The 12234-nt window shown below is 69.9% G+C and carries 11 protein-coding genes; 3 read left to right on the top strand and 8 right to left on the bottom strand.

Annotation, left to right across the window (positions count from 1 at the left end; translation table 11 throughout):
* Nucleotides 1–102: 102 nt before the first annotated feature.
* Together IEY87_RS02515 and IEY87_RS02510 are read left to right on the top strand one after the other, a co-directional pair.
* Nucleotides 103–537, top strand: coding sequence for an RpiB/LacA/LacB family sugar-phosphate isomerase (locus tag IEY87_RS02515; RefSeq protein ID WP_189136798.1), 435 nt, complete (start codon nt 103–105; stop codon nt 535–537).
* Nucleotides 538–720: 183 nt separating this feature from the next.
* Entirely contained in the window at nt 721–3291 is a 2571-nt protein-coding gene (locus tag IEY87_RS02510; RefSeq protein WP_189136797.1) for a Tex family protein, read from the top strand.
* A 128-nt stretch (nt 3292–3419) separates the two neighbouring features.
* On the opposite strand, the gene IEY87_RS02505 is transcribed toward IEY87_RS02510, so the two are convergent.
* Both IEY87_RS02505 and IEY87_RS02500 read right to left on the bottom strand, forming a co-directional pair.
* On the bottom strand, nt 3420–3989 hold the full coding sequence (locus tag IEY87_RS02505; protein ID WP_189136796.1) for a hypothetical protein: 570 nt from the start codon (nt 3987–3989) through the stop codon (nt 3420–3422).
* A gap of 255 nt (nt 3990–4244) precedes the next feature.
* The gene (locus tag IEY87_RS02500; RefSeq protein ID WP_189136795.1) at nt 4245–5771 is read right to left on the bottom strand and encodes an ABC transporter substrate-binding protein; all 1527 of its coding nucleotides are present in this window, start codon (nt 5769–5771) and stop codon (nt 4245–4247) included.
* A gap of 375 nt (nt 5772–6146) precedes the next feature.
* Here IEY87_RS02500 and IEY87_RS02495 point away from each other — a divergent pair, with 375 nt between their 5' ends.
* Complete coding sequence (locus IEY87_RS02495; RefSeq protein ID WP_189136794.1) at nt 6147–7127, top strand: hypothetical protein; 981 nt, start codon at nt 6147–6149, stop codon at nt 7125–7127.
* A gap of 271 nt (nt 7128–7398) precedes the next feature.
* Here the strand turns inward: IEY87_RS02495 and IEY87_RS02490 are convergent, their stop codons facing one another.
* The 6 genes from IEY87_RS02490 to IEY87_RS02465 all read right to left on the bottom strand — a co-directional run bounded on the left by IEY87_RS02490 (nt 7399) and on the right by IEY87_RS02465 (nt 12186).
* Nucleotides 7399–7890 (bottom strand): hypothetical protein, encoded by a 492-nt coding sequence (locus IEY87_RS02490; protein WP_189136793.1) that lies wholly within the window; start codon nt 7888–7890, stop codon nt 7399–7401.
* A gap of 111 nt (nt 7891–8001) precedes the next feature.
* Nucleotides 8002–8388 carry an STAS domain-containing protein gene (locus tag IEY87_RS02485; RefSeq protein WP_189136792.1) on the bottom strand — a complete coding sequence of 129 codons (387 nt, stop codon included), beginning with the start codon at nt 8386–8388 and terminating at the stop codon, nt 8002–8004.
* A gap of 441 nt (nt 8389–8829) precedes the next feature.
* Nucleotides 8830–9342, bottom strand: coding sequence for a TrmH family RNA methyltransferase (locus IEY87_RS02480; RefSeq protein WP_189136791.1), 513 nt, complete (start codon nt 9340–9342; stop codon nt 8830–8832).
* An 81-nt stretch (nt 9343–9423) separates the two neighbouring features.
* Nucleotides 9424–10971: an APC family permease gene (locus IEY87_RS02475; RefSeq protein ID WP_189136790.1), complete on the bottom strand. Its 1548-nt coding sequence runs from the start codon at nt 10969–10971 to the stop codon at nt 9424–9426.
* A 59-nt stretch (nt 10972–11030) separates the two neighbouring features.
* Complete coding sequence (locus tag IEY87_RS02470) at nt 11031–11489, bottom strand: universal stress protein (RefSeq protein WP_189136789.1); 459 nt, start codon at nt 11487–11489, stop codon at nt 11031–11033.
* Between the two features lie 67 nt (nt 11490–11556).
* Nucleotides 11557–12186, bottom strand: a complete 630-nt coding sequence (locus tag IEY87_RS02465; RefSeq protein WP_189136788.1) for a DUF998 domain-containing protein — start codon at nt 12184–12186, stop codon at nt 11557–11559.
* Nucleotides 12187–12234 lie beyond the last annotated feature (48 nt).

The raw sequence follows: 12234 nt of genomic DNA, 5'->3' as shown, positions 1-12234 counted from the left end.
CCGACAGCCGCCGCCCTAGGGCCACCGCTCGACGGCCACCACGGCCTGGCGGGCCTGGGCTCCCACCCGCGCCTGTCAGCACGCTCTGGTACACCTGGAGCCATGCGGATCTCAGTAGCGGCCGACAGCCTGGACGGGGTGGCGGAGCAGGTCGTGACGGCGCTGCGCGAGCGGGGCCACGAGGTCATCCCGCACGGCGCGCTGAGCGCCGAGGAGCGCGACGACTGGGCGTGGGCCTCGGAGTCGGCGGCCCGTGACGTCAGCGAGGGGCGCGCCGACCAGGCGGTGGTGTGCTGCTGGACCGGCACGGGCGCCTCCATCGCGGCCAACAAGGTGCCCGGCGTGCGCGCCGCCCTCTGCGTCGACGCCTACACGGCCGACGGCGCCCGCAAGTGGAACGACGCCAACGCGCTCGCGATCAGCCTCCGGCTCACCTCGGCCGTGATGCTGGACGAGATTCTCGACGCGTGGCTGGCGGGCCGGCCCAGCACCGACTCCGCGGACCGGGCGAACGTCGCGCATCTGGGCGAAATATAGAGGTCTCGTCGACGTCTGGCAAAGCGTTCTGGGAATCGTCGGTGCCGCGCTCTAGGGTGCTGGCATGACCGACGTGCCGGTGCCGGCGAGCGCGCCCGACGGGTTCACCCTGCGCGGACTCTGGTCATGAAAGACGGCGTCGTCCTGCACAATTGACCGGCGGGACCATCGAAAGGCAGACAAGTGCTCTCTATTCACCAGCGGATCGCCGAAGAGCTCGGGGCGCGCGAGGGGCAGGTGCGAGCCGCGGTCGACCTGCTCGACGGCGGCGCGACGGTGCCGTTCATCGCGCGATACCGCAAGGAGGCCACCGGCGCCCTCGACGACGCCCAGCTGCGCACGCTCGAAGAGCGGCTGCGCTATCTCCGCGAGCTCGAAGAGCGCCGGACCGCGATCCTGGAGTCGATCGAGTCGCAGGGCAAGCTCGACGACGAGCTGCGCGCGCAGATCATGGCGGCCGAGACCAAGGCCCGTCTCGAAGACATCTATCTGCCCTTCAAGCCCAAGCGGCGCACCAAGGCGCAGATCGCCCGCGAGTTGGGCCTGGAGCCGCTGGCCGACAAGCTGCTCGGCGACCCCTCGCTCGACCCCGCCGAGGTCGCCCTGTCCTTCGTGACCGAAGGCGTCGCGGACGCGGGGGCGGCGCTGGAGGGGGCCAGGGCGATCCTGATCGAGCGGTTCGCCGAGGACGCCGACCTCATCGGCGGCCTGCGCGAGCGGCTGTGGACCCACGGCCGCCTGGCCGCCAAGGTCCGCGAGGGCAAACAAGAGGCGGGGGCGAAGTTCTCCGACTACTTCGAGTTCGCCGAGCCGTTCACCAAGCTGCCCTCCCACCGGATCCTGGCCATGTTCCGGGGCGAGAAGGAGGAAATCCTCACCGTCACGCTGGAGCCGGACGACAGCCCTGACTACGAGCTGCGCATCGCCGCCCGCTTCGGCGTCTCCGACCAGGGCCGCCCCGCCGACAAGTGGCTGACCGAGACGGTCCGCTGGGCCTGGCGCACCCGCATCCTCGTGCACCTCGGCATCGACCTGCGGATGCGCCTGTGGCAGGCGGCCGAGGACGAGGCGGTGCGGGTGTTCGCGGCCAATCTGCGCGATCTGCTCCTGGCCGCCCCGGCGGGCAGCCGCACCACCATGGGCCTCGACCCCGGGCTGCGCACCGGCGTCAAGGTCGCCGTGGTCGACGCCACCGGCAAGGTCGTCGACACCGCCACCATCTACCCCCACGAGCCCAAGCGGCAGTGGGACCAGTCGCTGGCGGTGCTGGGCGCGCTGGCCCAGAAGCACGGCGTCGACCTGATCGCCATCGGCAACGGCACCGCCTCCCGCGAGACCGACAAGCTGGCCGGCGAGCTCGTCAAGCTGATGCCGACCATCACCAAGATCGTGGTGTCCGAGGCCGGCGCGTCCGTCTACTCCGCCTCCGCCTACGCCTCGCAGGAGCTGCCCGAGCTGGACGTGTCCCTGCGCGGCGCGGTGTCCATCGCCCGCAGGCTCCAGGACCCCCTGGCCGAGCTGGTCAAGATCGACCCCAAGTCCATCGGTGTCGGCCAATACCAGCACGACCTCGCCGAGTCCCGGCTCTCCCGCTCCCTCGACGCCGTGGTCGAAGACTGTGTCAACGCCGTGGGCGTCGACGTCAACACCGCCTCGGCCCCGCTGCTGACCCGCGTGTCGGGCATCGGCTCCACGCTGGCCGAGAGCATCGTCCGCCACCGTGACGCCCACGGCCCGTTCAAGGCCCGCAAGGCGCTCAAGGACGTCTCCCGCCTCGGCCCCAAGGCGTTCGAGCAGTGCGCCGGCTTCCTGCGCATCCCCGGCGCCGACGACCCACTGGACTCCTCCAGCGTCCACCCCGAGGCCTACCCGGTGGTCCGCCGCATCCTCGGCTCGGTCCGCACCGACCTCACGTCCCTGATCGGCAACACGGCGGCGCTGCGCTCCATCAAGCCGCAGGAGTTCACCGACGAGACCTTCGGCCTGCCGACGGTCACCGACATCCTGCGCGAGCTCGAGAAGCCTGGCCGCGACCCGCGCCCCGCCTTCAAGACCGCCACCTTCAAGGAGGGCGTCGAGAAGCTCTCGGACCTCGCCCAGGGGATGATCCTGGAGGGCGTCGTCACCAACGTCGCGGCCTTCGGCGCGTTCGTCGACGTCGGCGTGCACCAGGACGGCCTGGTCCACGTCTCCGCCATGTCCCACAACTACGTCAAGGACCCCCGAGACGTGGTCAAGCCGGGCGACATCGTCCGGGTCAAGGTCCTCGACATCGACATCCCCCGCAAGCGCATCTCCCTCACTCTCCGCCTCGACGACGACCCGGCCCAGTCCGCCACCGGCGGCCCCCGCGCCGACACCGCCCAGTCCGGCGGCTCGGCCGAGGGCGGCCGCCGCCCACGCGGCCGGGGTGACGGCGAGCGCGCCGGCGCGGGCGGCCAGCGCGGTCGCGGTGACGGCGCCCAGCGGGGCCGTGGCGACGGTGGACAGCGCGGGCGTGGCGACGGCCCCCAGCCAGACGGACAGCGAGACGGCGGCCAGCGCGGCCGTGGTGACGCTGCCCAGCGAGACGGCGGGCAGCGCGGGCGTGGCGACGGTGCCCAGCGGGACGGACAGCGGGACAGTGGCCAGCGGCAGCGCGATGGCGGCCAGCGTGGTGGGGGTCAGCGTGGTGGGGGTCAGCGGCGCGCCGAGCCGTCGGGCGCCATGGCCGAAGCCCTCCGCAAGGCGGGCCTCACCGGCGACAAGAGCTGACCCGTTCAGGTCTCCGCGCCGCAGGCGTCCTTACCGGACGCCTGCGGCACACCCCCACCCTTCTGGCGCACCCGGATACCTGTGACGCGCCCATCCGGCCCGCGACCGGCCGCTGGACGGCCTGCGCTCTAGACGCCCCAGGCCGGGATCGTGACGACGGTCTTACGGGGATAGTCCTTCATGTCGTTCACGATGATGGCGGGGGGCTGAGCCACCATGTCACCGAGGCCCTGGCAGTGGCCCCAGAGGTCGATGACGAAGGCGTCCTGGTTCCACTCGGAGAGCTTGCCGCCGATCTCGCCGGTGGTCCGCCCGGCGACGAGGACGTAGTGATTGTCGTGGAGCTTCTTGATCTCGACGACCTCGATGGGGACGGTGAACTTCGGCGCGGTGCTCTTGAGGGCGTAGACGCTCAGGTAGGCGAACAGGATGCACGTCAACGGCCGGTCCGGATCCTTTTCGAGGGCATTCGCGACGAGTTCGCCACCGGCGAACCAGTACTCAGGGGTGACCGTCCAGGTCTTCATCTCGGCCGGCGTCCGACTGGCGCCGTCCGAGGGCCGGACGAGCGCGATCGTCCTTTCGAGCTGCCCGGCGCTCTGCAGTTTCTGCGGGTCGGCGGTTCCGATGACGGGATTGGCGACCTTCGACTTCGCGTAGGAGCTCAGCACGTCGCGTGCGACCTTGACGTCACTCATCCGTTTTCCCTTTCGTCGTGCGCGGTGCGTCTCTCGCCCTCGGCGGATCCGCGCAGACCTAATTCTGCGTAATTGAGCCGACACGGCGAGTGCCTTCGTGGACACCATTGGCTGACATCAAGGAACGCAACAGTCCTTCAAAAAGCTGTATCTGGTAGGGCGACAAGATCTGGCCACCGGCCTCGAACCCGGTCAGCCGAGCGGGAACGAGGCCGTCACGACATCTCCGTGGGCCCTGGATGAGGTTCCGATGCGCTAGTCGGCGATCTGCACGCTGGTGAAGTCGTAGTCACCGAGCACCGGCACCTGCCAGCCGGTCACGCCCTTGCGGAACGCGGCCAAGTAATTCAGGTTGCAGATGGGGATCACCGGCGGGCCATCCTTGATCACCGTGTTGAAGGCCTCCCGCATCGCGACCCCGCGCTCCGTGTCGTCCGCGCTGGCCCGTACCTTCGCCAGCAGCTCCTTACCGCCGGGCAGCTCGTAGCCGCCGGAGTTGTACGGCCCGCCCGGCAGGTAGAAGTCGGCGATGAACTGACTCGGGTCGGGGCGCCCGGCCTGGATCCCGGAGACGGCAGCGGTGAACTTGCCGGTCCGGCGCGCGTTGATCATCTGCTGGAACTCGAGGACCTTGACCGACGCGTTGATCCCGACCTGCTTCAACTGGGCCTGCACCACCTGCGCCAGCGCCTGGTAGGAGGAGGTGGTGCCGGACGCGAGCTCCATGGCGAAGCCGTTGGGGTAGCCGGCCTCGGCCAGGAGCCGCTTGGCCTTGGCCACGTCGTAGTAGGGCGTGGTGTCCTTCAGGTCGGGCGTGGCCGCCCAGTGGCTCTGCGGGAACGGCTGCACCGTGGGGACGCAGCTGCCCCCTTGCAGGCTGTTGTTGATCGACTCACGGTCGATCGCGTACAGCAGCGCTTCCCTGACCTTGGGGTCGGACAGCGCCTTGGCCTTGGTGTTCAGCAGGAGACCCATGAACCGGGTGTTCGGCCCGTTGACGATCGAGAGACCGGCCGCCTCGGCCTCCTTGATCTGCTCGCCGGAGATGCTGGTGCCGTCGATCTGCCCCGACTTCACCGCACGCAGCCGGGTCGATTCATCGTTGAAGACGACCATCTCCATGCTGCCGATGCTGACCGCCTGGGCGTCCCGGTAGCCGTCGAACTTCTTGAAGCTGACCCTGCCCGGCTGCAGGCCGGTGACCGTGAACGGCCCGGTGCCGACCGGCTGGGTGACGAGGTCGGGGGCGTCCAGCGCCTTCGGCGAGACGGCGATGCCCGCCTCACCGGCCAGCGCGTTGAGCATGTACCCGGCGGGCTCCTTGAAGGTCAGCTTCAGCTCCAGCGGCCCGGTCACCTCGACCTTGTCCAGGATCGCCAACTGCCCGACCAGGGTGCCGGTCTTCCTGAACGCCTCAAGGGACGTCTTGGCCGCCTCGGCGTCGTACTTCTCGCCGTCGTGGAACGTCACGCCATCGCGCAGAGTGAAGGTGAGCACTTTGTTGTCGTCGCCGAACTCCCACTTGGTGGCGAGGCCCGGGCCGAGCTCACCGGCCGGGGTCCGGTTGATCAGGCTTTCATAGACCGCGTTCAGGAAGATCGGGTCCAGTGGCGCCGACTTGCGGGGGTCGAAGGAGGTGGGCATGCCCGGCACCCCCCAGGTGAAGACGGCGCCGCTCTTGGGGCCCGCCGAGCCCTGCGGGGACGTACCTCCGCCACCGCCACCGCCACAGCCGGCGAGGACGAGACCTGTGGCCAGCGCGAGGACCCCGACAGATTGCACCGATGCTCGTTTCACGTCGTTCTCTCCGTACTTCAGATGGGAGCTTGCCTCGCTTGATCGGTGAGCACGGTGATGTCCGGCTCGGGCCCCGATGAATGCGCTCGAAAGTGGAGATGTACAATTATCGGACAAAAAGTTTCAATGGTGTTGCGCCATCGTGCACCGCGCTCCACTTGACGTCAAGGGTCGGTTTAATCCCCGAGGTCGGGACTCGCACCAAGAACGCCTGCCACATCGTGGCGCTCCTGGAAACCGGCCGCTTTTCTTTTGGAGGTCGACCGGCGGTGGCCACCGTCGGTCGCTGCCGGCGAGGGTGAAGATCGAGAAGCCGCGGCATCCCGCCAGAGCGCGGCCGGAGGGCGATACGGTCGAAGGGTGAGCACCACAGGTTTCGACACGACCATCAGTCAGGCCCGCGACCTGCTCAGGTGGCGTTCCCCGCTGCGCACAGAGCTCTGGGCCGCCCGGCTCGCCGCCGAGGTCCAGACGGACGGGACGCTCCTGCCGCGGCTGGCGCAGGACGGCAGCGCGGAGGCCCGGCTCGCCCTCGCCGCCCTGGCGGCGGTCCATCCCGTGGCGCCGGACGCCGAGGACGACGACGTCATCGGACCCCAGCTGCAGGCCGGCCGCGAGGCCGTCGGCTCACTTCCCGGCTGGGTGGCCCGCATGGGCCAGGTGACCTGCGAGGGAGCCTGGCACGGCAAGGCCGACCGCTACGGCGAGCAGACCCTGGCCGCCCTCTCCTTCCGCTACGGCAACGGCAAGGAGCCGCACCTGCTCGTGGTCGGCATCGACCAGGTCCACGGCGGCCTGGCGGTCGACGCCCTCGTCGAGGAGCTCAAGTTCCTCGACGATCTCGATCTCACGCCGGCCGACCCGGCGGTGGTGGCGGGGCGCATCCTGGACGCGTTCGAGCTCACCGACCTCGTCATGGGAGCGGAGGTCGCGCAGACCCTCCCCGCCGTCCGCGCCCTCGCGCTCGCCCGCGCGCACGCCGTCCCCCACCCTGTACGGCATGCGGGCGACGACCTCGTGGCCCGTTTCCACGACCTGCCGGACGTGCCGGGGGCACGGGAGGCGTTCGACGCGCTGGTGGACTTCCTCGGCGACCGGCCGCTCTGGTGGAGTCCAGCCAGGGCCTCGCGGTTCCTCACCACCTGGCTGCCCCGGGAGGCCCTCGTGTCGGACGAGGCGATCGCGGCGATGCCGGAGGTGGTCCGGGCGTGGACCCGCCACCACGGCGACCACCCCGAGATCCTCCGCCGCATCGACGCCGACGCGCCCGGGCTGCCCCTTCTCATGGCCGACGACTCCCTGGCCAGCGTCAACAAACGCATCAGCCGGCACCGGACCTGAGCGAGAGGGCCAGCCGACGGCGAAAGCAAGGCACTGGGCAAGGGCGGCTATGCTGCGCAGTGACGTTCACGCCGCCCCCGCCCGGGCGTTCCAAGGGAGATCTACGCAATGTACAAGGAGTTCGCTGCCGAGGCCGTCGTCTGGCTCGTGCCGATCGTGGTTCTCATCGGTCTCGCCCTGCTGGTGACCTCCTGACCACTGACGCCGGCGACGCCGGACGGGTTTGACGGCGGACGCCGCCTGGTGGCCGGTGCCGAAGGGTGCCGGCCCCTCACCTGTAGTACTCGTAGTGCACCACGGTGTTGACGTCCTTGTCGTAACGGATCTCGCCGTCGAGCCACCGGTTCCACAGGGTGGACAGCGTGCGGGTCCTGACCGTGCAGCCTCCCCAGCGGACACGCTTGGGGCGGATCTTGCCGATGTAGTCGTAACAGGATCCCGCCTTGCGGCCATTGATCTTCAGGCGTGCGTTCAGATTCACCGAGTAGAGGGTTTTACGGGACTTGTTGGTGACGCGCACCTTGATGCGGCAGGTGTCCTTACAACGGCCGAAGTAAATCTTGTACGCGATCAGCTTGGGCGCGGATTCCGCTGAACCGGTGACGGCCATCACCGCAGGCGCGGCTCCCGCTGGGCCGGCGACGGTCATCGCCGCAGGCGGGGCGGTCGCGGGCGCGCCGGTCGCGGCGCTCGCGGGAAGTGGCGCGAGGGTGACGGTGAGTGCTGTCGCGAGTAAGAGCGCGCCGGCGAATTTCCTGACCATGTTGCCCCCAGAGCAACGCAACCAGCCGCTTTCCCCAGTCGAAAACGGCCTCCCGCTTTCCGATTAACCGCCAGGAAAGCGACAGGGTCAACAAATTGCCGCGAACAGGCATCACCCGGAGAAGGTTGGCGAATCTCCTGGTTCGTTGAGCTCGGCGATGGCGAGCTCGGCGGTGGTCCGGATCTCGAAGAACTTGTCGAGCGCGGTGATCGCGAACAGGTGCTTGCACCTGCCGTTGAGCCCGGACAGCAGCAGCCGGCCGCCGGACGCGGTGACCGCCTTGTGCAGGTAGACCAGCACGGACAGCCCTGAGGAGTCGCAGACGGCGACCGCCTGCATGTCGATGACGAGCATAGGTGGCTGGGTCAGGTCGAGAGCCTTGGTGACACGATCGCGAACCTCGGCCGCGGATCCGAAGTCGAAGTCTCCCGTCAGCCTTGCGATGACGCACGGGCCCTGCAGCCCGAGACTGATCGACAAGGCTTGATCTGAACTCACCCAGCTCCACCTACCCGCATTTGTGCTGCCCTTCCCCACACTTTACGAGAGGTCGCGTCGGGAATCGGACACCAGCATCTGCTCGATCTGCTCAACGGGCACACCCGGGTCGCGCGGTGCGGCCACCATGTCGTCGTGGATGTGATCGTAGCGGCAGTTGGCACTCTTGCGCTGAGGCCCTCCTCCCGGACCTCGGCAGAACTCCCCAGGACGCAGGCGACAGCGCGGTTGACGCCGATCCGGCGGCACCCCCAGGGGCCCCGAATCGCGTCCACCAGGGCCACCGATGCCGATCCGCAATCGGTCCGTACCAAATGCCGCCCACACCACGGCAAATAGTCCAAATCGTTACTGTCTCTCCCTGAGGCCCGCAAGCAGTTGCTCCGGCCACGGCGACCACCCCTCCCCGCCGCCGTCATGTACTCATGGCAACGCCCGTCATCAGACGAACCCGGCCAGTTTGTAAAGCACGAGCGACCCGGCGACCGCCACGTTGAGGCTGGCACCCGTACCGATCATGGGAATCTCGACCACGGCGTCGAGCAGGTCGAGCGCCTCGGCGGGGATCCCGGACGCCTCGTGGCCCAGCACCACGATCGTCGGCTGCCCGGCCATCGGCAGGTCGGCCAGCCTGATCGCCTCCTCGGCCAGCTCCACCCCCACCACCCGCTCGCCCGCCGTACGCCGTTCCTCCAGCCACCGCAGCGGCCGTACCCAGTGCACGCACGCGCCGGCCCGCAGCGTGTTGCCCTTGTCGAGTGCCGCGGGCACCCACGGCAGGCGGGGGACGGCCATGCAGGCGCCGACCGCGTCGCAGGTGCGCAGCAGGGTGCCCAGATTGACGCCGTGCATCGGCCACAGGGGCGCCACGGTCAGATGGCCGAGGCAACGCGGCGGGCGGCGGCGCCGTACGGACCGCAGATCTTTTCTCGTACGGACCCTGACCCCGCTCATGCGCGCGGGCGGATCTCCTCCGCGGAGGTTGTCATGTGGAGGGCGCTTTCAGCGGCACGCCCGAGCCATCGACGGAAGACCTCAGGATAACCCGTCGGCCCGGCCGCCCCAAGGCCGATGCCGCACCGCCCAGACGGCCGCCCCGACGGCGAAGACCGCCAGCCCGGCGATCACCGACTGCGCCGGGAGCGTGGCGGCGAGCCCCAGGCAGAGCACCAGCCCCAGCCCGGAGACGACCTTGGGAGGCGCGCCCTCGTCGCGCGCGAGCGTCAGCGCGGCGGCGTTGGCGATGGCGTAATAGACGAGCACCCCGAACGACGAGAACCCGATCGCCCCCCGTAGATCGGCCACCACCAGCAACCCGACCACCGCCACCCCCACCACAAGCTCCGCCCGCCGCGGCACTCCCGCACCGCCACCCCGACGCGCGGCAGGGGAGTCACCTGGCACGGGCGGACTGCCCGACGCAGGGGAATCGCCCGAGGTGTCGTCAGGACCGTCCGGTGAGGGCGAAGTGTTCCTTGTGCGAGGGGGAATCGGGGAGAGGGCCGCGAGGGCGGGTGGGAGGTCGCGTTCGCGGGCCATGGCGAGGACGGTGCGGGAGACGCCCAGGAGCAGGGCGAGCAGCGCGCCGAGCGCGGCCACGGCAGCCCCCGCGCCGACGACCGGCCGTAGCCAGGCCGCACCTGCCGCATCCACCACGTCGGCGAGTGGCGCGGTGGAGTGCGCCAGCGCCCATGGCCCGAGCTGGGTCAGCGCGGCCGCCGCCACCAGTGCGTAGACCAGCAGGGTGATGCCGAGCGCGATCTGGATGGCACGGGGGATGGTGCGGCCGGGGTCGCGGACCTCCTCCCCCATGGTGGCGATCCTGGCGTAACCGGCGAAGGCGAAGAACAGCAGCCCGGCCCCTTGCAGGACACCCCAGACCCCTGGGTCGGCGACCCCGGCGGTCAGGGCCTCGACCAGTTCGCGCATCCCGTCAGGGATCGGGCCCAACGAGGGATCATCGAGGTCGGAGAGCTCGATGATCTGCTCTTTGTCGATGATCCGGGCGTTCGACGACAGCGTCTCACCAGCCGGATCAGACGACAGCGGCCGGTCGGCCTGGTCCGACGTGCCGGTGCCGGTGGGCGGTTGGTTCAGGAAGGCGGCGCCCACGACGGTGGCGAGGATCACGAGGACGAACGCCACCATCACGCGGGCCGCCGTGGCCGAGCGTTGCACGCCGAAGAGGTTGAGCGCCGTCAGGGCGATCACGGCGGCGATGGCGAGCGGCCTGGCCAGGTCGGGGGCCACGTAGGCGCCGAAGGTCAGTGCCATCGCGGCACAGGACGCCGTCTTGCCGACGGTGAACCCCCACCCCGCGAGGTAACCCCAGAACGGGCCCAGCCGCCGCCTGCCGTACACGTAGGTGCCGCCGGACTCGGGGTAGCGGGCGGCGAGCCGGGCTGAGGAGGTGGCGTTGCAGTAGGCCACGACGGCGGCCAGCGCCAGCGAGACCGGCAGCCACGCCCCCGCCGCCCCGGCGGCCGGCGCGAAGGCCGCGAAGATCCCCGCGCCGATCATGGCGCTCAGCCCGACGAACACCGCGTCAGCGGTCCCGAGCCGCCGCGCCAGCCCTTCCGCCACGTCTCCGCCTCATCCTGCTCACCGGCGACTCCGCCGGCCGCTGAGGGATCGTACCCCCTCTACGGCGCGGATTCCGTGCCCGGCACCACGAGCACGGGCCGGCGTGCGTGGTGGAGCACGCGGTCGGAGGTGCTGCCGAGGAGCAGCGACTTGATGCCGCCCATGCCACGGGAGCCGGTCACGATCAAGGTGGCGTCGAGTTCGTTGGCCACGTCCACGATCGTGGCCCACACGGCGACGGAGTCCGGCTCACAACGGGGCGTCGCGTCCAGCCCGGCCTGCGCCGCGAGGTCGGCTCCCGCCTTGGCCAGCTCGGTCATGGCCTTGCCCACCGCCTCGTCCTCGGCGGCGGAGTTGTCGAGCGCCATGATCAACCCGGCCGACGCCCTGGCGGTGGTCAACGCCAGCCGCTCCCACACCGTCAACACCACCGCCGACTGCCCCTGGAACAGGGTGCCCGCGAACGCGATCGCGGCCTTGGCATCGTCCGAACCGTCATAAGCGATCAAGATAGTCATATCCGGCTAACCTCCATGTCGTGGTCAGGCATTCCCTCTAACCGAGCGGCGGCCGTTCACGCCTGGGTCAGGCCAGGACGGGCGAGATGCCGCCCCGCGACCTCCGGGTCAGCGGCCGGAGCAGCGCCAGCCCGGCCAGGGCGAGCACGCCGAGCTCGGTGACGACCACGGTGCGCTGGATCAGCCCGGCGGGGATGTCATCGTTGGACAGCGGAATGCCGAACATCCGCACCACGTACGGGATCACGACCAGCAGCAGCGCGCCCAGTGCGAGCACGCTGAGCATCCGCACGCACCTGGCGTAGCGAATGCGTGCCCTGGCCAGCAGGAACCCCGCCAGCGGCATCACCAGGAAGGCGACGAAGGCGGCGTAACGGTGGATGCCCCCCGACAGCGACAGCGGCAGGCCGGGGGCGTCGGTGGGGAAGGCGCCGATCAGGAGCATGCTCACCCCCCATGTCAGCAGCAGCGCCACCACCCAGCGATCGGCCCCGGCCCGGCGCAGCGCCTCGGCGATCAACGCGGAACCGAGCGCGAACAGCGTCAGCGACGTGGGCAGCAACCAGCCCGCCGCCTGGAACGCGTACTCGCTGATCACCGAGTGCAGCGGGTCGAGGCCCGCTTCCGCGTGCAGGGTGAGCATGGCGCCGGTTCCGGTGCCGATGGCGGTGAATCCACTGACCAACAAAGCCTTCATGCCTCAAAGGTCGTGGAGCAAGGGCTTTCCGAGTATCGGAGATGAGCC

It is taken from the genome of Nonomuraea glycinis (genome assembly GCF_014646515.1).
Taxonomy (GTDB): domain Bacteria; phylum Actinomycetota; class Actinomycetes; order Streptosporangiales; family Streptosporangiaceae; genus Nonomuraea; species Nonomuraea glycinis.
Note: the sequence above shows the minus strand (reverse complement) of the source record. Positions and strands in the feature narration are given on the sequence as shown.